Source organism: Desulfofustis glycolicus DSM 9705 (genome assembly GCF_900130015.1).
Classification (GTDB): domain Bacteria; phylum Desulfobacterota; class Desulfobulbia; order Desulfobulbales; family Desulfocapsaceae; genus Desulfofustis; species Desulfofustis glycolicus.
This window is the reverse complement of record NZ_FQXS01000009.1, coordinates 82,423-101,530: the sequence shown is the minus strand read 5'-3', so window position 1 is coordinate 101,530 and position 19,108 is coordinate 82,423. Positions and strand designations below refer to the sequence as shown.

Below are 19,108 nucleotides of genomic sequence, written 5' to 3'. Positions count from 1 at the left end.
CCGCAAAACAAAACGACCTCCGGAACCGGTCAGGCCGGTCCCGGAGGTCGCTGCCAACAATTCCGTTGCAACAGCCGCTGTCGTCAGTGTGGCAACAGCGTCGTCGCCTAAGTATCAGCGCTTGCGCTTCGAAGCGCGCTTGGACGCTTTCAACGGGTTGATTCGCACCTTGGCGATATTGATTTCCGGCTTCTTGTGAGTAGCGAAATTGCAGATGCCGTTTTTCCATTTCGCTTCGGGATTGACATAGGTCCTGCAATGGCGCACCCCGTCCGTTTCGACAATGCGGTCACATCCTTCGCATTGATCGACGATCGGCTTGAACGGTACGGCCATCTTGAGAGCTGCATCCGACATGGTATCCTCCGGAGTATTTCATAACCAGAAGCGGCCTCGATGGGCACGTTCCCCCTGGCAGGTTGACAGATAAATCGCGGCAGAGCAGCCGGCGCACCGGACCACTCACCTTTTACCGAACCAGCAAACGCACTAAAATACCAAACTTGCGTTCAGTCGGCAAGCACAATGTCAACAACCGGCCACCTTGAAACGTTCTTTGCAGTGCAAGCAAAGAATTCGATCCAATCTGTACTGTTTTTACGAATATCGACGCCCTCCCGACCAAACCCATCGAACCGATTTTCATTGTTCGTTGCGACTTCCCTTCATGGCGCGAATCCGTGAACACCTCGGCACAAAACAATATACTCCATTATATCAGATAGATAATTCTGATAATTCAAGAAAAACGTCCTCTTTTCAAAGGGTTCTTGTTTTCTCCAATCTCTTGGAATATAATAAATTCCGTGATAACTCAGACATACGGCGCACAACCTGTTCACACGGCTGAAAACAACATCTGCTTTTTTGGAGACCGTCATGCCTGTCTATGTATGGAAAGGTAAAAATCAGTACGGAGAAAAACGGAAAGGCGAAGTGGAAGCGCCCGATCAGGCGGCGGCTCTCGCCCATGTGAAACGGTTGCGTATCATCGATCCGGTGATCAAGGAAAAACCGAAAGACCTTTTTGAAAACGTCTCGTTTTTCAAACCGAAAGTCACCGGTAAAGACGTGGTGGTCTTCACCCGCCAGCTGGCAACCATGATCGATGCCGGGCTGCCGCTTGTCCAGTGTTTGGAGATTCTCAGCAAACAACAGGAAAACTCGACCTTCAAAAAAGCCTTGGCGGCCATCCAGGCCGATGTCGAAGCAGGTACGACCTTTGCCGACTCTATGCGCAAGCATCCGAAGATATTTGACAACCTCTACAGCAACATGATCGAGGCGGGCGAGACCGGCGGTATCCTGGACACCATCCTCAACCGGCTGGCCATTTTCATGGAAAAGGCAATGGCCCTGAAAAAAAAGGTCAAGGGGGCGATGACCTATCCGGCCATCTGTCTCGCCATTTCCATTCTCATCCTGGTGGTAATCCTGGTCTTTGTCATCCCTGTTTTCGAGGAGATGTTCTCCCAGATGAACAACGCCACCCTGCCGATCCCGACCCAGATCGTCGTTGGTCTGAGCAACGCCTTTAAAAACAACTTTCTCTGGATTTTGCTGCCGTTTATCGCCATCATCTATATCTTTCGCAAGATCTACAACACCGAAAAAGGACGACTCCGCATTGACCAGGCGCTGCTGCACATGCCGGTCGTCGGCATCCTGATCAGAAAAGTCGCGGTCGCCAAATTCACCCGCACGCTGAGTACCATGCTGCAGAGTGGTGTTCCCATCCTCGAAGCCCTGCAGGTGGTCGCCAGGACCGCCGGCAACAAGGTTATCGAACGGGCCGTGTTCCGGGTGTCGGACTCGATCGCCGAAGGTCGGCCGATTGCCGAGCCGCTTGAGGAAAGCGGCGTCTTTCCGAACATGGTCGTGCAGATGATCAACGTCGGCGAGTCGGTTGGTGCTCTGGACGCAATGCTCGAAAAAATAGCCGACTTCTATGACGAGGAGGTTGATCAGGCCGTCTCCAACTTGACCGCGATGATCGAACCCTTCATGATGGTTTTTCTCGGCGGTCTGATCGGTGCCCTGGTCGTCTCCATGTACCTGCCGATCTTCGAGATGGCTGGCCATATTTAACGGGGGTGCCACACCACCGCGAAAAAAAAAGGTCGACAATCACATTTAAAAAATAATAACCTGATACCATTGACATAATCTACGCGGCGAATACAATTACAGCTAGGTGATGCACAACAGGTCCTATCTATCGGGAGGAAACCATGACACTGACAAAAGCCGACCTGGTCCAACAGGTCTATAAAAACCATGAAGGATTGACCAAGGCCCAGGCGACTGCTTCCGTCGAGGCCTTCCTGCGTCTTTCTAAACAATCGTTGATCAACGGCTCCGACCTGCTGTTGAGCGGTTTTGGCAAATTCAACGTTAAAGACAAAAACGCACGGCGCGGCCGCAATCCGCAAACCGGTGAAGAGTTGACACTGGAAGCCCGCCGTGTCGTTACCTTCAAACCATCGGGAATTCTTCGCGAGAGAATCAATAAATAACCATCGTGCCGTTTGTTGCAGTTTCCCGCAACACACCCTCGTCGCACCGCTGCCTGATCGGGATCGCTCCCGGTCAGGCAGCGTGCTTTTACCTCCATGAATTGGCCCGAACTACACCGATTGCCGCTCGACGCGATCGACACAGACAGATCCTGGAGCCTGCATCAGGACCTAAATCAGTCGATTGATGCTGCACTTCTTGCTTCCGTGCAAAGATACGGCATCCTCCGGGCGCCGCTGGTGCGCCGATCGGGCCGGGACGGCTATCAAGTCATCTGTGGAGCGGATCGTCTCCAGGCACTCCGTGCAGTGGCCGCGGATCACGCATTTTGTCTGGTCCTCGACCCGGCTTTGGAGCCGCGGGATCTGCTCATCCTGGCGGCCAGGGACCAGGCGGAAAACGGTATGCTCAGTCCCATCGAAACGGCGCGGCTGGCGCTGCTCGCGACCACCTTTGCCGGCGATGACGCACCGGCTCTCCTCGCCGCACACACCACCATCAAAAACAGCGGTCAGCGGCGGCGGATCGTCCGGCTGCTCGACCTGGAGCCGCCGCTCCGCCAGTCCATCCACGCCGGAACAATGTCGACGAAGACCGGCCTGCTGCTGGCCGAACTGTCCACAGACGACCGACTCTTTCTCGGACGTCTCTTCGCCGGCCTGGCCCTCAATGACAACAAGCAACTGCGAATCATCGAATATGGCCGGATCATTACCGTTCGAGAGCACTGCTCCTTCCAGGACCTCTTCCGCGCCCGATACCACTATTGCCTAGACCTCGACCACCGGCGGGACAACATCCCGCAGCTGACGAACCGTCTACTCGACGAGATCTACCGTCATAGTCATCCGTTGATCACCGAGGCTCGACAACAGTTCGCCGAACGTGTCAAATCCCTGCATCTCCCCTCGCAGTGCACCGTTATACCGAGCACCTCGTTCGAATACGATCGGGTCACCCTGTCGATCGAATTCGACAGTCTTGACGATCTGGCGACGCGATTGTCAGCCCTGAAAGACCTTCTGGCGTGAGCTTTTGTGTGAAACGGCAACGTTCTGAGGTTCGTTGTGCCTTCCAGCAATAGGGCTTTTTATGACAATTAGGTCCGCCGGGCCGGCCGGTTCTGCCGGAGACTGCATCGCGAAGGCCCGGCTGGACGGAGAAGCAGGCCCGTAGGGCTGCGGACAGGACGTCCGCAGCCGGCGGTCAGGCCATTGATGGCCTGTCTGCCGGCCTCGGAGGCCAGCCGATCAGGCCGCAGCGCAGCAGTCGGAGGAAGAGCCGGCCGGCCCTTCCGATAATGGGCGGAGATCAGGTTGATTGTTTCTTTGCTCTTTTTAGTTCCGGGTGAGCATAGTTTTACTCCTGACCTGCCATTTTCTGGTCAGCGGAGGACAGGCGAAAAATTGTGCTCTGCTGCTTTTTAGTCAGCGGTGGACAGGTTAAAACCTGTCCCGCCGTTAGATATGATAGCTGACATCACCGGTGATCATCAAGTCCTCGCCGAACCGTTTGATCGAGGTGTTGACCAGGCGGGGAGCATGGTTGCGATCGGACGCGGCGAGATAGTGTTCAACCACGCTGTTGCCGCCGTCGCCGATGAAGATCGGGGCGTAAAACAGGTTGACCCGGTCAACGAGCCGGGCTGCGAGAAAGGCGCCATGAACCGCCGCCCCGCCCTCGACGAGCACTGAGGTGATGCCCCTGACGCCGAGCAGTCGCAGCACCTCTCCCGGATCAAGCCGACCGTCAGCGGTGCAGGCGGTCTCAATGATCTCGATTCCCGGCCGCGCTGCAAGGCGCTCCCGTTTGCCCGGATCGACCGCCGCCGAGCAAAAAAGCAGGGTCGATGCCATAGACTGTTGGCACAGTACCCGGGCCTGCTCGTCGATGCGCAGGCTCGTGTCGAGGACGATCCGCACCGGGTCTCGGCCGCGCCTGCCGGCAAGTCTGGTGGTCAGCGACGGGTCGTCGATGACGATCGTGCCGATGCCAACCAAGATGGCATCACACTGGTCGCGCATACGATGCACCTGGCGCAACGTTGCGTCACCGGTAACCGCGCCGCGGCTGCCACGCCGAAAGGTAATCCGACCATCGAGACTGAGACCGGCCTTCAACACAACCCATGGCAGCGATGTGGCAATGTGTTTGAGAAACGGACGATTGATTTCCCGGCACTGCTCCTCTAGCACACCGGTAACCACCGCAATCCCTCTGCTGCGCAGGTAATCGGCACCACTGCCGTCAACAAGCGGGTTCGGGTCGAGCAGGCCGATCACCACTTCGGCAATGCCCGCTTCCGCAACGGCATGAGCGCAGGGAGGGGTTCTGCCATGATGGCTGCACGGCTCAAGCGTCACATACAGCGTCGCCCCCCGTGCTGCCGAACCGGCATCACGAAGCGCGTGGATTTCCGCATGGGGGGTACCGGCCTGTCGATGGTAGCCGGTAGCGACCACTTGGCCGCTCCTGACTATGACCGCACCGACACACGGGTTCGGGGCGGTGCGACCGAGTCCCTTGCGTGCTTCGACCAAGGCACGCCGCATAAAACGGCGGTGCATGTCCTCGCTACTCATAAGATCACATCACAGATATCCGTGGAATCATATCTACTCCGGAAATTCTCGTTCTCGGGTTTCCAGCAGGTTTTTCAGCTCATCCATGAATTCATTGACGTCCTTGAACTGCCGATACACCGAAGCAAAACGAACGTAGGCCACTTCATCGAGAGCCGAAAGGGCTTCCATTACCCACTCTCCGATAACCTTCGACGGTACCTCCTTGGCTCCGAGATCCTGTAGCTTATGCTCGATTTCGTCGACGAACTGATCGATGGCATCACGGCTGACCGGCCGTTTTTCACATGCCTTTTCCAAGCCGACAACGATTTTCTGGCGATCCCATGGTTCCCGCCGGCCGTCCTTTTTTACCAGGACCGGCATCATCACCTCGAGACGCTCGTAGGTGGTAAATCGTTGGTCGCAGGACAGGCAGGAACGGCGGCGCCGGGTAATTGTGGCGTCCTTGTTCAGACGGGAATCGATCACCTTGTTGTCCAGATTTCCGCAATAGGGGCATTTCATGATCTCTCTCCTTCGGGCTGCAGCAACCGCACACAAACCGGAGCGATCAGCCGCGACAAAGCAAACAGGCCGGTATCGACTGAAGGAGTCGATACCGGCCTGTCCAAATTCCCGCTCATTACGCCCGGGTCAACTGAACTTGGCGATACGATGCTGGTGACGACCGCCGTCAAACGATGCGGCAAGCCAAGTCTTGACCAAACCCTCCGCGACTCCGGGACCGATCACCCGAGCCCCGAAACACAGGACATTGGCGTTGTTGTGCTGACGGCTGAGACGGGCGGTGTACTCGTCATGACAAACGGCCGCGCGGATACCGCGATAGCGATTCGCCGCCATCGACATACCGATCCCGGTCCCGCAGATCAGGATGCCACAATCAGCGCGCCCGGCCAGCACCGCCGCACAGACCGTTTCGGCAAAGTCGGGGTAATCGACCGATTCCGGCGAATGACAACCAATGTCGTCGACATCGTGTTCGAGTCGCTGAAGCAGACCGACCACGACTTGCTTCAACTCAAACCCACCGTGGTCGGCGCCGATTATGATTTTCATCACACTCCCTGCTGCCCGCCTAACCGTCGAAGCGGCGTAATACGACAACGCCGTTGGTGCCACCGAAGCCGAACGAGTTGGACATCGCCACCTCGATCTTCATCTCCCGTGCGGTGTTGGGCACGTAATCCAGGTCACACTCAGGACTGGGCCGCTGCAGATTGACCGTCGGCGGCGCCACCTGATCCCGGATGCTCAGCGCGGTAAAGACCGCTTCGATACCACCGGCGGCGCCGAGCATATGCCCGACCATCGACTTGGTGGAACTGATCGCCAAACGGTGCGCGTGTTCGCCGAACACGGTCTTGATCGCGGCCGTCTCGCAGCGATCGTTGAGCGGCGTCGACGTGCCGTGCGCATTTATATAATCAATACGTTCCGGGCCCAGGCCGGCATCCTGCAGCGCAAAGGTCATACAGCGGGCGGCGCCCTCGCCGTCTTCCGGCGGGGCGGCGATATGGTAGGCATCGCTGCTCAGACCGTAACCGACCACTTCGGCGATGATCGTCGCTCCGCGGGCTCGGGCATGTTCGAGTTCCTCGACGATCAGAATCCCCGACCCTTCGGACATGATAAAGCCGTCCCGCTCTTCATCGAAGGGACGCGACGCCTCGGCCGGGCTGTCGTTGCGTTTGGACAGAGCCTTCATGGCCGAAAAACCGCTGACCCCGAGCGGGCAGATCACCGCCTCGGTACCGCCGGTGATCATCACATCGCTCATCCCGTACTTGATATGGCGATACGCTTCACCGACGGCGTGGGTTCCGGCGGCGCAGGCGGTGGTCAGGGTCAGGTTCGGTCCCTTGCTGCCGATATCCATCGAGATATGGCCCGACGGCATATTGGGGATGACCGTCGGGATGAAAAACGGAGTCAGTCGGCGATAGCCCTTGCTGAGCACCAGTTCGTGTTGTTCGGTGATAGTCGGCAGGCCCCCCATGCCGCACCCGGTAATAACTCCGATGCGGCCGCAGTTCTCCTCGGAGATCTGCAGGCCGCTCTCCGCCAGAGCCATCCGGGTTGCCACCAACGCATACTGGACAAACAGGTCGAGATGCTTGGCCGTCTTCTTGTCGAAATGGTCCTCGGTAACGAAGTCTTTGACCTCGGCGGCAATCTGGACCGCGAAATCAGACGCATCAAACCGGGTGATACGATCAATGCCGCTGACCCCGTTGCAGAGATTGCGCCAGGCTTTGGCCACTCCGGTACCCAACGGTGTCACGAGGCCGGTTCCGGTCACCACTACTCGGCGGTTCACGATTCAGTCTCCTTCGGCTTATGCGGTACGTGGTCGATTGTGCGCTCGCAGGCAGGCAGGTAAAATTACCGGAGTTTACTCACGTAATCGACCGCATCCTGGACGGTGACGATTTTCTCGGCATCCTCATCGGGAATCTCGATCTCGAACTTTTCTTCCATCGCCATGATCAATTCCACCAGATCAAGCGAATCGGCGCCGAGATCATCGACAAAGGATGCCTGCGGAACAACTTTATCTTTTTCTACGCTCAATTGCTCAACGATGATGTCAATCATTTCCTGATCGATCGCCATTGTATTGTCTCCTTAAAAACGTTTATCGACTATTCTTGATTGTTTGTCGTCATCGCGCCATTTCAGGAACAGCGTGGGAGCGGATGACGCCGAGAGACCACTTTTTAACAAATCCGCCCAATTTGCAACCATTAAATGCTGCCTGACCGGAGGCAACAGCATTTGTTTCATCGTTACATATACATGCCGCCATTAACATGAATCGTCTGTCCGGTTACGTAGGCGGCCTCGTCGTTGACGAAAAACAAGGCCGCCGCCGCCACATCGGCGGCCGATCCAAGCGTACCCAGTGGTATTTCTCTGATCAGCTTCTGCTGCGCCACCTCCGGAAGGGCCTCGGTCATCTCGGTGACGATATAGCCGGGCGCAACGCAATTGACGGTGATCCGCCGGGAAGCGAACTCACGGGCCAGCGACTTGGTCAGGCCGACCATGCCGGCTTTAGCGGCGGCGTAATTGGCCTGGCCGGCATTGCCGGAGAAACCAACCACCGAGGAAATATTGACGATCCGGCCCCACTTTTTCTTCATCATCGAGCGTACCACCGCCTTGGAGCAGTTGAACGCCCCTTTCAGGTTGGTGTCGAGCACCTGGTCCCAGTCCGCCTCCTTCATCAGCGGCAGCAAGCCGTCCCTGGTGATACCGGCGTTATTGATCAGGATATCAACCGACCCAGCCTGACCGACAACCTCCTTCATCGCTTCCTGGGTGGCGCTGAAATCGGCCACGTCGCACTGCACGATGGCACCATCTCCGCCGGCCTGCCGAACCAGGCCGATGGTTTCTTCGGCGGCATCGGCACGGCTGACGTAGTTGACAAATACATAGGCGCCCCGCGCGCCGAGCGCTATGGCAATTTCCCGGCCGATGCCGCGGCTGCCGCCGGTAACGACTGCGGTTTTTCCGTGCAAAGTCATGATCCACGCCTCCTCTCGATGGCAGCGATAAGTTTCGGGATAACCTCATAGAGATCACCAACCACACCGAAATCGGCAACGTCGAAGATCGGCGCGTCACCATCGCGATTGATGGCGACGATGGTTTCCGACGACTGCATGCCGGCAACGTGCTGGATAGCACCGGATATACCGCAGGCGATATAGAGTTTCGGCGCCACGGTCTTGCCGGTCTGGCCGACCTGGTGCGGATAGGGAATCCAGCCGGCATCGACGACGGCCCGGGACGCGGAGACCTTGGCGCCGAGCGCCTCGGCCAGCCGGCCGAGAAGTTCAAAGCCCTGCTCGTTTTCCAAGCCGCGGCCGCCGGAAACGAGAATATCCGATTCCTGGATGTTGACCATGCCCCGGGCCTCGGTCACCGACTCGAGCACCTTGATGCGACTGGTTAACTGGTGCGGTTTCGGCATGATATCGATAATCTCACCGCTTCGATCGGCTGCAAACGGCACCTCTTTCATCACCTTCGGTCGAACCGTGGCCATCTGTGGCCGGGTGTCGGGGCAGACGATGGTGGCCATGATGTTGCCGCCGAAGGCCGGCCTCGTCTGCAGCAGCACGCCGTCTTCCTCCCTGATCGCAAGGCCTGTGCAGTCGGCCGTCAGGCCGGCATCGACACTGGTGGCCACACCGGGAATGAACGAACGGCCGATGGCCGTCGCCCCGGCCAGTACGATCTCCGGCTTATGCTGCCGGATCAACTCGGAGACTATCTTCTCGTAGATCTCGTCGGAGAACAGCTCAAGGGCCGGGTTGTCGACCCGGTAGACAAGATCGGCGCCGTGCCCGATCAGGGTTGCCGCGCTGTCCCCGGTCATATGACCGAGCAGTACCGCGGCCAATTGCACTCCTCGGGCATCGGCGAGCCGACGGCCGACGCCGAGCAATTCGGTGGCCACCGGCGCCAACCTACCGCGGGTAAATTCGGCAAAGACCCAGACCCCGGAAAAACTGGCCAGGTCCTGCTGGACGGCCCGGCCGCCGCCTTCGATCCGCAGCGCCCCGACTTCGCACTCCTCGACACAGGCGCCGCACAACGTGCACGAATCACCGACGACGGCGATGCCGTCCACTACTTCAATGGCCCCGAACGGACACTGCTGCTCACAGATGCCGCAGCCGATACAGAGCGTTTCGTCTATCTTCAGCATAGAATACCTACCATCTAAACCAGATACGGCGCAAGCCTGGTTACCAGTTGCTCCACCTGCTCATCGACACTGCCCGACAGGATCGCCCGCTGGCCGCGGGGCTCGGGAGGAAAGACCTTGACCACCTGGGTCGGCGAGCCGCCAAGACCGATGTTGGCCGGGTCGGCCTTGATATCGGCGGCGGTCAGGACGGTGATCTGCGCCTTTTTCGCCTTCATCTTGCCCTTCAGCGACGGCACCCGCGGCTGGTTGATATCCTTGACCACGGTGAGCAACGCCGGAAACCCGACGCTGAGCAGATCATGACCGTCGTCCATCATCCGTTCGACCACCAGTTCGTCGTCCGTAGCGGAACGGATTTTCTGAATGCAGGTGGCATACGGGATGCCCAGCCGCATCGCCAGACCCGGTCCGACCTGGGCGGTGTCGCCGTCGATCGCCTGCTTGCCGCAGATGATCAAGTCAAACGGCGCGCACTGCTCCACCGCCTTGGCCAGGGTATAGGAGGTCGCCCAGGTGTCGGCGCCGGCGAAACTGCGGTCGGAGACGAGCACGGCCCGGTCGGCGCCGCAGGCCAGGGCCTGGCGCAGCACGTCTTCGGCCTGGGGCGGTCCCATGGTCAGCACGATCACCTCACCGCCGCGCTCCTCCTTCAAGGCCACCGCCGCCTCCAGTGCGTGCTGGTCATAGGGATTCATGATCGACTCTACCCCTTCCCGGGCCAGCGTGTTGGTCTCCGGATCGAGTCGGACATCCTTGGCGTCGGGTACCTGTTTGACACAGACAATGATCTTCATGCGCAATCCGTCGATTCTCTGCAGGCGCCGCGCCGACGCCGGTCGTTACTTGTTATATTCTTTATTGAGTTCCTGGCCGATGACGTTGCGCTGCACCTGGTTGGTCCCTTCGTAGATCTGCAGGATTTTCGCATCGCGCATCATTTTCTCTGCCGGATAGTGACACATATAGCCGTAGCCGCCCATCACCTGAACCGCATCGGTGGTCACTTTCATCGCCATATCGGTGGCAAAGACCTTACACATCGAAGAAACCTTGGACATATCCTTTGGATGAGCGTCGATGTGACGGGCGGCGGCATAGGTGAGTGCCCGCGCCGCTTCGAGAGTGGTAGCCATATCGGCGAGCAGGTGCTGGATCGCCTGGAAACCGATGATCGGCTTGCCGAACTGCTCCCGCTGCTTGGCATAGGTGACGGCCATGTCCAGCGCCCCCTGGGCCAGGCCGACGCCGAGCGCGGCGATACCGGGGCGACTGGAGTCAAGGGTCTTCATCACCGTGATAAAACCGGTACCCTGTCGACCGATCAGCCGGTCCTTGGGAATCCGGCAATCCTTGAAAATCAGTTCGGTGGTCGAAGAGGCCCGAATGCCCATCTTGACTTCCTTTGGTCCGCAGGAGAACCCGGGATCACCGTCTTCGACGACGAACATCGACGCGCCGCGGGCACCCTTGTTCTTGTCGGTGATGGCCACCACCGTATAGATCTGAGCCTCACCGCCGTTGGTGATCCACTGTTTGGTGCCGTTGAGTACCCACTCGTCGCCGTCGAGCACGGCCGTGGTGCGGATACCCGAGGCATCCGAGCCGGCGTTGGCCTCGGTCAGCCCGAAGGCCGCAAATTTATTGCCGGCAGCCACCTCGGGCAGGTATTTATCTTTCATTTCCGGAGAACCGCCGATCATGATCGGATAGATACCGAGCGCGCTGGCGGCAAAGGCGGTGCCGACCCCGATGCAACCACGGCCGATCTCTTCCAGGGCCAACACGATATCGAGACAGCTGCCGCCAAAACCCCCGTACTCTTCCGGAATGGGTATACCGAACAGGTCGGCCTTGGCCATGGCCGTCAGGATGTCCCGGGGAAATTCGTGCTTTTCATCGAGCTCGGCACGGTTCGGGATGATCAGTTCATCAGTGATCTGCCGCGCTATGTCGACGATCATCTGTTGTTCCTCAGTCAAAAATCTCTCCATAACGATTCTCCTTTCTACCACCTGAGCAGGGTCGCGCCCCAGGTAAAACCGCCACCGAAGGAACAGAACAACACCGTCTTACCGGGTTGCAGCAGCCCGGCGCGATTGGTTTCGTCCAGCGCGATGGGAATGGATGCGGCCGAGGTATTGCCGTAGTGCATCACATTGAGGATCACTTTCTCCTCCGGGATATCCAGTCGCTCCATGAGTTTTTTCAAGATTCTGATATTGGCCTGGTGGGGAATCAGCAGATCGATATCCCATATGCTCATTCCGGTCGCCCGCAGCACCCCATCAACGGCATCTTCCATGGCCTTGACCGCATGTTTGAATACTTCGCGGCCCTCCATGATAATGTGGACACCGGGATTGTCGGGAACAAGCAGATCGGGATTGGTGCTCGGCGACTGGTGCATGTAGAGCAATTGCCAGAGCCGGCCGTCAGAGCGGTGATTGGTACCGAGAATCCGTCGCCGCTCATCCTCCACATGGCCGAGTACCGCTGCTCCGGCCCCGTCGCCGAACAGGATGCAGGTATTGCGATCCTGCCAGTTGAGACGGGAGGATAGCGCCTCGGCCCCGATCACCAAAACCTTGGCCTGACGATCGGCACGGATATGCTTGTCGGCAATATCCAGACCGTAGAGGAAACCGGAACAGGCCGCGTTGACATCGTAGGCAAAAGCATTATCGGCGCCGATTTCCTGCTGCACGAAGCAGGCACACGACGGCATCAGCATATGGGAACTGATGGTGCCGACGATCAGCAGCGAGATATCCGCAGCCGTTACGCCCGCCATGGACAATGCTTCCGAGGCCGCCCGGGCGGCGATCTGGTAAGTTTTCTCACCGGGGCCGCCGATGCGGCGATTCTCTATGCCGGTCCTGGTCCGAATCCACTCGTCGCTGGTATCGACGATCTGTTCGAGATCGACATTGCTCAGCACTCGGCTCGGCAGGCACGATCCGGTGCCCAAGACGACCGTTCCCATTTACACCACCTCGGCCGGAACGGTCACGCCGTCTGCCAGTTCCCGGGAGATGAACTCGTTGATATTGAGCCGCTCCATCTCAACCGCTTCGATCAATGCATTCTTGATCGCGTAGGCACTTGATTTGCCGTGACAGATAATACCGATCCCCTTGATCCCGAGCAGCGGCGCCCCGCCGTATTCGGCATAGTCGACCCGTTTCTGAAAGTTTTTAAAGGCCGGACGAGCGAGCAGATAGCCGATCTTGGCCATGGTCGATTTGAGGATTTCGTCGCGCAGCATCTTCATTGCCGATTCAGCCAAGCCTTCACTGATCTTGAGGCAGATATTGCCGACGAAGCCGTCGCAGACGATTACGTCGACATCACCGAGGAAGACGTCGCGGCCTTCCACGTTGCCGATAAAATTAAGGGCACTCTTGTGCAGCAGGGCGTAGGTTTCCTTGACCAGACTGTTGCCCTTACCCGATTCCTCGCCGATGGTCAGCAGGCCGACTCGCGGCTTGTCGACATTGTAGAGCCGAGAGAAAGCCGAGGCCATGACCGCGAACTGGTAGAGATGGATCGGCCGACACTCGACATTGGCACCGACGTCCATGATCACCACCGGCCCTTTGAGGGTCGGAAAAATCGAGGCCAGTCCGGGCCGGGCGACATTTTTCAACCGTCCGAGTGTCCGCACCGCCGCCGCCAGCGTGGCACCGGAATTGCCGGCACTGACCACCGCTGCCGCCTGACCGGACTTGGCCAGTCCGAAGGCAACCATGATCGACGAATCCCGCTTTTTGCGAATCGCATCGACCGGATTTTCATCCATGCCGATCGTCGTCGGGGCATGGACAATGGTCAACCGGCGTCCTGCTTCACGGCCCGCTGCCAATACCTCGACGTGCTTGGCGAGAATTGTTTCGTCACCGACCAGGCAGATATCAACATCGGCCTGTTCGGCGGCCAGCAGCGCCCCGGTGATCAGTTCCTGCGGACCATGGTCTCCGCCCATGGCGTCCAGGGCAATGTGCACCGAGTGTCCCCTTTTAGACGTCTGTATCCAGAACGTAAACCACGCGCTCTTTGTATTTGCCGCAGCTACCGCAGAGACGATGCGGTTGCTTCGGTTCTCCGCAGTCCTGGCACAGGTTCAACCCCGGAGCCTGCAATCCATCGTGCGACCGTCGTTTATGGGTGCGGGCATGTGAATGTCGTCTTTTTGGTAAGGCCATTGTTTCCTCCGTTATTCAGACTCACTGACTTCTGTTTATTTTCCCTTTACCTGCCGGAGAACGGAAAACGGGCCGCCGTCACCGTCCTGTAGGCACGAGCAGCGCGTATCGTTGAGATCAGTGCCGCACTGCTGGCACAGCCCCCGGCAATCACTGCAACACAGAACCCTCGCCGGCAGAGCAAGATAGATCTGCTCGCGCAGTAAAATCCCGAGATCGATGATCGGCTCCGGCAAAAAGAGGGTCTGACAATCTTCTTCGCGACACTCGGCCACCGTCGCAACACCGTCGACCGATTCCCGGCCGAGACGGCAGTGATAGGTTAACTCGATCATCAACTCCGACGATACCGGACGACAGCACCGATCACAGGCTGCGGTAACGATAACCGTCATCCGTCCCGTCACGTCGACCCGATCACTGCCGATCCGACGAAGCGAGACCAAGCCGTCGACCGGCGTGAGCGCCGTCACCTCGTCTCCGGGGAACCATCCGTCATCGCTGATGCGGCGGACATATTCGTCCCCGACAATCTGATGAAATGCAACCTTCACGACGTACCATCCAACAGACAAAGAGTCAAACGCAGCAGATTAATCCATTTCCATCGTATCTGCCAGAAAAAAAAGCGCTGTGGAGCGGTATGCTGCAAATCCGGCAGCACGGATATCCAGGTTGCCGAGCTGCAGTTGAGGGAGAGAGCCGGGCGGCCCCGCCGACCACGACGATAATTTTCATTGTTCGTTGTGGCCTTCGGCCATAAGGGGACCTTGAAAATTCGGAATTTCGTTCAAGATAGAGGCGCGTAAGAACATTTTACCGCAGGCATAGACATGATATTCCGATGATAAAATTCGATTGCACAACGATGAGATTGGGCGAAATGACAATTTTTCAAGGTTCCCATAAGAGTTAGCGGCAAAAGTCGTTTACAGGATATGGGCCAACCGCGCCGAACACTTCTCCAGCCTCAGTCCGGTAATACGCAGCAAGTGTCCCATGATCGACAATGCGATCTGCGGGTGGCGCGCGGCGAGATTGTCAAAGTCGTCGGCCGCCAGACGAAGCAGCACGGTATCGACGACGGCGTGCACAGCAGTCAGGTGTTCGCCGCTGCCGACCAGCGCCCCTTCGCCGACCGGAGCCGGCGGCGACAGAAGGGCGATCACCTGGCTGTTACGGCCATATCCCGTCTGCTTCTTGACGGCGACACTACCCGACAGGAGCAGATAACAGGCGTCGGCACCATCGCCGATGGTAAAAAGCGGCTCTGCGGCCGCTCTGCGGCAGATGGTGACAAACGGCTGCACGATGGCACGCTCCTGCTGCGACAGGAAGGGAAATACCCGGGCCAGGTCCTCGGGTGTGGCGACTGCTGACAGATCAGGCCGGCTCATCGTTGTCGGCAAACGACTGGTTCTTCTCTTCGATTATCTTCAGCAGCCCCTCGAAACTCTCCTGCCGCAGAATCGAGCGGAACTGTTCCATGTAGTTGCGGATCAGACTGACCCCTTCGATGTTGATGTCATAGACCAACCACCGATCCTGTTCTCTTTGCATGATGTAATGGATCGGCAGATTCTGCCCCTGATGCTCGACGATCGTCGTCACCTGGGCCCGTTTTCCCTTGACCCGCTCGGCCACGAAATCGACAGCCTGGCCGCTATATGTCTCCAGTTTGCCGATATACACATTCTCCAGCAACTTGGTCATCTGGGTTACAAAATAATCCTGCTGATCGGCGGAGATGTCATGCCAGGTCGCGCCAAGGACACGCCGGGACATCTCCCGAAAATCAAAACCGATCGTCACCACCTCCATGATCCGGCTGCGCCGCTCTTCTTTGTTTTCCTTGCCCTTGAGGCTGTCATCAACGAGGATTTCGATCACTTTATCGATGGTCGGCCGCAGTTGCTCGGTCGGGCCGATCTCGCTTGCCGGAGTGAAAGACGGCACGGCGGCAACGAGAAAAACGGCTAGAAACAGGTGCAGCACCTTCATAGTATCCACCTCTTGGGTATTTAAAGAGCAGCTTCGCCGGAGAGCTACCGCTCGTTGATCACGGAGAGCTACCGCTCGTTGATCAGCTTGCGACGGTATTCATAATAGGCCTGCCGCGCCGCCACGTAAGGATCGAGCGAAATACGCTGCAATTCCTCGTAAACATCGGGACTGATCGACAACATATTGACCCGCTCCGCCGAAACGTAGGAAAAGTCGAACACCAGATTATCGGAAAAATAAAACACCGGATGAAAGTAGAAATCGGTAAACAAACCCACCGAATCACGGATATTCGATGGCCCGAGGCCCGGCCAGCAGAGGTAGACGCCTTCGTCCACGCCCCATTTACCAAGCGTCTGGCCGAAGTCGGCATGCCGCTGCCTGATGCCGAAGTCATCGGCAGCCGGATCGATGAGCCCGAAAATACCGATAGTGCTGTTGATCAGAAATCGTTCGAGGACGATGCCGGCATCCCCGACCTCGCCCTGCAGCAGATTATTGACCAAATGGATCGGTGCTGTCAGGTTCGTGAAAAAATTGCCGAGACATTTCCTGATATCTGCCGGCAGGATCTCCGCGTAAACCGTTTTGACCGGCTTGAGAACCCAATAGTACAAGCGGTCGTTAAACTGAAAAAAGGCGCGGTTCATCGATTCAAGGGGATCGTGCACGACCAGGGCCGGCGGCTCCAGTGAATAATCGTCCTCGAACAGGGGGTCGCCGAGGATTCGCTGCGGATCGATGATATACGGTTCATCGCCCAGCAGATCGGGACCCAAACCGTCGCCGACCGCTTCGTCCTCGAGTAGATCGGGAAACGTCTGCTCCGGCCCGGGAGACAGCTCGGCACCGTAAGCCGGAACCGTCAATCCGATTAAAACGAGCATGAGCAAGCTGAAGCGAAGCATTGTTCCCCCGACCGGCGACACGTTATTGGGCGCTGCCGAACGCAAATTTACTGATCAGCGACTCGATATCGATGGCCGACTCGGTATCGAAGATCACATCACGTTCCTCGAAGTGATCCAGCGCCCCGCCGAGGGTGATCTGGATAAACTTGTCACCGATAATCCCCTGTGATTTCACCGATGCGATCGAGTCGGTCGGCACCTTGAGCGTGCGGTCCAGTTTCAGTGTCAATTCCGCGAGCTGATCGTCGTTGAGCCGTATCCCGCTGACCTCGCCGACGATGACCCCGGCCACCTGCACCGTCGCTCCTTTTTTAACACCCGAGACGTTGTCGAACTCGGCCTGGATCTCATAGGTGCGACCGCGGTCGAACAGCCCCACCTCGCCGAGGTTGAAAGCCAGGTAGACCAGGGCCAAAAATCCGGCCACCATGAAGGCTCCGACGGTCATTTCTACCATTTTCGTATTCATGATCTATTCCACAAGCTGACTCTGGTAAAGTTCTCCCATCGTGGTCCGGACGAAATCCTTGATATGGGGTTTGGTCGACCACTGGAGTTCATCGGGGCTGGCGAAGGCGTCCATTTTCCCGTCGTGCAGAATGATTACCTGATCGGCAAGACTGAAGACGGCGGGGATATCGTGGCTGACAATAATCGCCGTATACCCGAGCTTGCGCTGGGTACGGGCAAACAGTTCATAGATTTCTCGGGTCATCACCGGATCAAGGCCGGTGGTTGGTTCGTCAAACAACATGATCTCCGGATCGAGCTGCAGCGCGCGGGCCAGTCCGACCCGCTTTTGCATGCCACCGCTCAACTGGGCCGGAAATTTCTCTTCATGCCCGCTTAGATCAAGTGTCTGCAACGTCGCCAAGACCTGCTGACGGATCTGCTCCTCGGTCTTGTCGGTTCGCTCGCGCAACGGCAAGGCCACGTTATCGAAGACGGTCATCGAATCGAACAAGGCCGCTCCCTGAAACAGCACCCCGAATTTGGTCCGCACTTCCTCGAGCCTGCCACCCCTGATCCCGGTGATATCGACTCCACCGACCAAGATTTGGCCTGCGTCGGCATCGAGCAGACGCAGGATCAGCTTCAGCGTCACACTCTTGCCTTGTCCGCTGCCGCCGGCAATGACTGTGGTTTGGCCGGGCGGAATCGAAAAGTCGACCCGATCGAGGATCACCTGACGGCGTCCGTCCCGACCGACGAAGCTCTTGGAGACGCCGATAAATTCCACGGCCGGTTCGCTCATAGGATGATCGCCGTCAGCAGATAGTCGAAAATGAGAACCGAAATCGAGGCCATGACCACCGCCTGGGTGGTCACCCGGCTGACACTCTCGGCGCCGAACCCGGCACCGCGAATCTCCCGGACCAGATAGCCGCGACCGGTGCAAATCCATACCACCAGCACGGCGAAGACGAACGATTTGATGATGCCCAGATTGATATCGTGGTTGGTCACGCTCTGCTGCATCCCTTCGATGAAGCTACCGGGATTGACGCCCATCAGCAATACTCCGGAGATATAGCCGCCGGCGATGCCGATGACGTCGAACAGTGCGGTCAACAGCGGCACCGAGATGATCGCGGCAACGAATTTGGGCGAGATAAAGAAGCGAAACGGATCAACCGCCATGCACTCGAGGGCATCGATCTGATCGGAGATGCGCATGATGCCGATTTCTGCACACATCGCCGAACCGGCCCGCCCGGCGACCATCAGTGCCGTCAGGACCGGGCCAAGCTCCATGATCAAGGTCAGCGACACGGCCGAGCCGAGCATGCCTTCGGCTCCGAATTTATTGAGCGAATAATAGCCCTGCAGGCCAAGGACCATACCCGTTGACAGTGCGGTAAAAAATATGACGAGCACCGAGCCGGCGCCGATGAAATGCACCTGTTTGACACACTCGCGAAAACGAAACGGCCGGCGAAAAAGACCGCGCAACGCCTGGAGCAGAAACAGGCTCATCTTGCCGAGGTCGGCGAGGATGTACATTCCCGTGCCGCCGAGACTGGCCAGCGCATTTTTTCCTGCAATATCTGTCATAAACATGCCTGCTCTTGACTGCCGAAGGGCAAGGAAGCACTCGCTGAAACGGTTATGCTCGATGGACCGGCTCGCTGAGGCATAACACGGTGCCAATAATACGACATC

At 57.9% G+C, this 19,108-nt stretch carries 23 protein-coding genes; 3 read left to right on the top strand and 20 right to left on the bottom strand.

Going from position 1 to position 19,108, the window contains the following annotated elements; genetic code table 11:
• Nucleotides 1-114: 114 nt before the first annotated feature.
• Nucleotides 115-357 carry a PxxKW family cysteine-rich protein gene (locus BUC26_RS09375; protein WP_073375476.1) on the bottom strand — a complete coding sequence of 81 codons (243 nt, stop codon included), beginning with the start codon at nt 355-357 and terminating at the stop codon, nt 115-117.
• Nucleotides 358-879: 522 nt separating this feature from the next.
• On the opposite strand from BUC26_RS09375, the gene BUC26_RS09370 reads away from it, so the two are divergent.
• From BUC26_RS09370 to BUC26_RS09360, 3 genes are all read left to right on the top strand, one after another.
• Complete coding sequence (locus BUC26_RS09370; RefSeq protein WP_073375474.1) at nt 880-2,088, top strand: type II secretion system F family protein; 1,209 nt, start codon at nt 880-882, stop codon at nt 2,086-2,088.
• A 143-nt stretch (nt 2,089-2,231) separates the two neighbouring features.
• Nucleotides 2,232-2,516, top strand: a complete 285-nt coding sequence (locus BUC26_RS09365; protein ID WP_073375473.1) for an integration host factor subunit alpha — start codon at nt 2,232-2,234, stop codon at nt 2,514-2,516.
• 96 nt (nt 2,517-2,612) lie between these two features.
• Entirely contained in the window at nt 2,613-3,548 is a 936-nt protein-coding gene (locus BUC26_RS09360; protein ID WP_073375471.1) for a ParB/RepB/Spo0J family partition protein, read from the top strand.
• Between the two features lie 429 nt (nt 3,549-3,977).
• Here BUC26_RS09360 and ribD read toward each other — a convergent pair whose 3' ends face one another.
• The 19 genes from ribD to BUC26_RS09265 form a co-directional block, all read right to left on the bottom strand.
• On the bottom strand, nt 3,978-5,099 hold the full coding sequence (ribD, locus tag BUC26_RS09355; protein WP_244155824.1) for a bifunctional diaminohydroxyphosphoribosylaminopyrimidine deaminase/5-amino-6-(5-phosphoribosylamino)uracil reductase RibD: 1,122 nt from the start codon (nt 5,097-5,099) through the stop codon (nt 3,978-3,980).
• Nucleotides 5,100-5,132: 33 nt separating this feature from the next.
• On the bottom strand, nt 5,133-5,606 hold the full coding sequence (gene nrdR / locus BUC26_RS09350; protein WP_073375468.1) for a transcriptional regulator NrdR: 474 nt from the start codon (nt 5,604-5,606) through the stop codon (nt 5,133-5,135).
• A gap of 129 nt (nt 5,607-5,735) precedes the next feature.
• A complete protein-coding gene (rpiB, locus tag BUC26_RS09345) occupies nt 5,736-6,161 on the bottom strand; it encodes a ribose 5-phosphate isomerase B (RefSeq protein ID WP_073375466.1) in 426 nt (141 codons plus the stop codon).
• Nucleotides 6,162-6,180: 19 nt separating this feature from the next.
• On the bottom strand, nt 6,181-7,422 hold the full coding sequence (gene fabF / locus BUC26_RS09340) for a beta-ketoacyl-ACP synthase II (RefSeq protein WP_073375464.1): 1,242 nt from the start codon (nt 7,420-7,422) through the stop codon (nt 6,181-6,183).
• 65 nt (nt 7,423-7,487) lie between these two features.
• Complete coding sequence (gene acpP, locus BUC26_RS09335) at nt 7,488-7,718, bottom strand: acyl carrier protein (protein ID WP_073375462.1); 231 nt, start codon at nt 7,716-7,718, stop codon at nt 7,488-7,490.
• Between the two features lie 173 nt (nt 7,719-7,891).
• Nucleotides 7,892-8,635: a 3-oxoacyl-[acyl-carrier-protein] reductase gene (gene fabG / locus BUC26_RS09330; protein WP_073375460.1), complete on the bottom strand. Its 744-nt coding sequence runs from the start codon at nt 8,633-8,635 to the stop codon at nt 7,892-7,894.
• Entirely contained in the window at nt 8,632-9,825 is a 1,194-nt protein-coding gene (locus BUC26_RS09325) for an electron transfer flavoprotein subunit alpha (protein ID WP_073375458.1), read from the bottom strand. The genes fabG and BUC26_RS09325 overlap by 4 nt, the downstream gene beginning before the upstream one ends.
• Nucleotides 9,826-9,839: 14 nt before the next feature.
• Complete coding sequence (locus BUC26_RS09320; protein WP_073375457.1) at nt 9,840-10,622, bottom strand: electron transfer flavoprotein subunit beta/FixA family protein; 783 nt, start codon at nt 10,620-10,622, stop codon at nt 9,840-9,842.
• 45 nt (nt 10,623-10,667) lie between these two features.
• Nucleotides 10,668-11,819: an acyl-CoA dehydrogenase family protein gene (locus tag BUC26_RS09315; protein WP_073375455.1), complete on the bottom strand. Its 1,152-nt coding sequence runs from the start codon at nt 11,817-11,819 to the stop codon at nt 10,668-10,670.
• Between the two features lie 14 nt (nt 11,820-11,833).
• A complete protein-coding gene (locus BUC26_RS09310) occupies nt 11,834-12,811 on the bottom strand; it encodes a beta-ketoacyl-ACP synthase III (protein WP_073375454.1) in 978 nt (325 codons plus the stop codon).
• Nucleotides 12,812-13,831 carry a phosphate acyltransferase PlsX gene (gene plsX / locus BUC26_RS09305; protein WP_073375452.1) on the bottom strand — a complete coding sequence of 340 codons (1,020 nt, stop codon included), beginning with the start codon at nt 13,829-13,831 and terminating at the stop codon, nt 12,812-12,814.
• 13 nt (nt 13,832-13,844) lie between these two features.
• On the bottom strand, nt 13,845-14,030 hold the full coding sequence (rpmF, locus tag BUC26_RS09300; protein WP_073375451.1) for a 50S ribosomal protein L32: 186 nt from the start codon (nt 14,028-14,030) through the stop codon (nt 13,845-13,847).
• Between the two features lie 35 nt (nt 14,031-14,065).
• Nucleotides 14,066-14,584, bottom strand: coding sequence for a YceD family protein (locus BUC26_RS09295; RefSeq protein ID WP_073375449.1), 519 nt, complete (start codon nt 14,582-14,584; stop codon nt 14,066-14,068).
• 375 nt (nt 14,585-14,959) lie between these two features.
• Complete coding sequence (locus tag BUC26_RS09290; RefSeq protein WP_073375448.1) at nt 14,960-15,427, bottom strand: Crp/Fnr family transcriptional regulator; 468 nt, start codon at nt 15,425-15,427, stop codon at nt 14,960-14,962.
• Entirely contained in the window at nt 15,414-16,031 is a 618-nt protein-coding gene (locus BUC26_RS09285; RefSeq protein ID WP_073375446.1) for a Tgt2/MlaC family protein, read from the bottom strand. The genes BUC26_RS09290 and BUC26_RS09285 overlap by 14 nt, the downstream gene beginning before the upstream one ends.
• 68 nt (nt 16,032-16,099) lie before the next feature.
• A complete protein-coding gene (locus tag BUC26_RS09280; RefSeq protein ID WP_073375444.1) occupies nt 16,100-16,942 on the bottom strand; it encodes an MlaA family lipoprotein in 843 nt (280 codons plus the stop codon).
• A gap of 22 nt (nt 16,943-16,964) precedes the next feature.
• Complete coding sequence (gene mlaD / locus BUC26_RS09275) at nt 16,965-17,414, bottom strand: outer membrane lipid asymmetry maintenance protein MlaD (RefSeq protein WP_073375443.1); 450 nt, start codon at nt 17,412-17,414, stop codon at nt 16,965-16,967.
• A gap of 3 nt (nt 17,415-17,417) precedes the next feature.
• Nucleotides 17,418-18,200 carry an ABC transporter ATP-binding protein gene (locus BUC26_RS09270; protein ID WP_073375441.1) on the bottom strand — a complete coding sequence of 261 codons (783 nt, stop codon included), beginning with the start codon at nt 18,198-18,200 and terminating at the stop codon, nt 17,418-17,420.
• Nucleotides 18,197-19,000 carry an MlaE family ABC transporter permease gene (locus BUC26_RS09265; protein WP_073375591.1) on the bottom strand — a complete coding sequence of 268 codons (804 nt, stop codon included), beginning with the start codon at nt 18,998-19,000 and terminating at the stop codon, nt 18,197-18,199. The genes BUC26_RS09270 and BUC26_RS09265 overlap by 4 nt, the downstream gene beginning before the upstream one ends.
• Nucleotides 19,001-19,108: the final 108 nt, after the last annotated feature.

Excerpts from the sequence above, each read along its gene's own strand:
- acpP (WP_073375462.1), bottom strand. The coding sequence starts at position 7,718 with ATGGCGATCGATCAGGAAATGATTGACATCATCGTTGAGCAATTGAGC.
- BUC26_RS09365 (WP_073375473.1), top strand. The coding sequence starts at position 2,232 with ATGACACTGACAAAAGCCGACCTGGTCCAACAGGTCTATAAAAACCAT.
- BUC26_RS09265 (WP_073375591.1), bottom strand. The coding sequence starts at position 19,000 with ATGACAGATATTGCAGGAAAAAATGCGCTGGCCAGTCTCGGCGGCACG.
- BUC26_RS09290 (WP_073375448.1), bottom strand. The coding sequence starts at position 15,427 with ATGAGCCGGCCTGATCTGTCAGCAGTCGCCACACCCGAGGACCTGGCC.
- rpmF (WP_073375451.1), bottom strand. The coding sequence starts at position 14,030 with ATGGCCTTACCAAAAAGACGACATTCACATGCCCGCACCCATAAACGA.
- BUC26_RS09360 (WP_073375471.1), top strand. The coding sequence starts at position 2,613 with ATGAATTGGCCCGAACTACACCGATTGCCGCTCGACGCGATCGACACA.
- BUC26_RS09370 (WP_073375474.1), top strand. The coding sequence starts at position 880 with ATGCCTGTCTATGTATGGAAAGGTAAAAATCAGTACGGAGAAAAACGG.
- BUC26_RS09280 (WP_073375444.1), bottom strand. The coding sequence starts at position 16,942 with ATGCTTCGCTTCAGCTTGCTCATGCTCGTTTTAATCGGATTGACGGTT.
- ribD (WP_244155824.1), bottom strand. The coding sequence starts at position 5,099 with ATGAGTAGCGAGGACATGCACCGCCGTTTTATGCGGCGTGCCTTGGTC.
- BUC26_RS09310 (WP_073375454.1), bottom strand. The coding sequence starts at position 12,811 with ATGGGAACGGTCGTCTTGGGCACCGGATCGTGCCTGCCGAGCCGAGTG.
- BUC26_RS09315 (WP_073375455.1), bottom strand. The coding sequence starts at position 11,819 with ATGGAGAGATTTTTGACTGAGGAACAACAGATGATCGTCGACATAGCG.
- BUC26_RS09270 (WP_073375441.1), bottom strand. The coding sequence starts at position 18,200 with ATGAGCGAACCGGCCGTGGAATTTATCGGCGTCTCCAAGAGCTTCGTC.
- BUC26_RS09320 (WP_073375457.1), bottom strand. The coding sequence starts at position 10,622 with ATGAAGATCATTGTCTGTGTCAAACAGGTACCCGACGCCAAGGATGTC.
- mlaD (WP_073375443.1), bottom strand. The coding sequence starts at position 17,414 with ATGAATACGAAAATGGTAGAAATGACCGTCGGAGCCTTCATGGTGGCC.
- BUC26_RS09375 (WP_073375476.1), bottom strand. The coding sequence starts at position 357 with ATGTCGGATGCAGCTCTCAAGATGGCCGTACCGTTCAAGCCGATCGTC.
- BUC26_RS09325 (WP_073375458.1), bottom strand. The coding sequence starts at position 9,825 with ATGCTGAAGATAGACGAAACGCTCTGTATCGGCTGCGGCATCTGTGAG.
- fabG (WP_073375460.1), bottom strand. The coding sequence starts at position 8,635 with ATGACTTTGCACGGAAAAACCGCAGTCGTTACCGGCGGCAGCCGCGGC.
- nrdR (WP_073375468.1), bottom strand. The coding sequence starts at position 5,606 with ATGAAATGCCCCTATTGCGGAAATCTGGACAACAAGGTGATCGATTCC.
- rpiB (WP_073375466.1), bottom strand. The coding sequence starts at position 6,161 with ATGAAAATCATAATCGGCGCCGACCACGGTGGGTTTGAGTTGAAGCAA.
- BUC26_RS09285 (WP_073375446.1), bottom strand. The coding sequence starts at position 16,031 with ATGAAGGTGCTGCACCTGTTTCTAGCCGTTTTTCTCGTTGCCGCCGTG.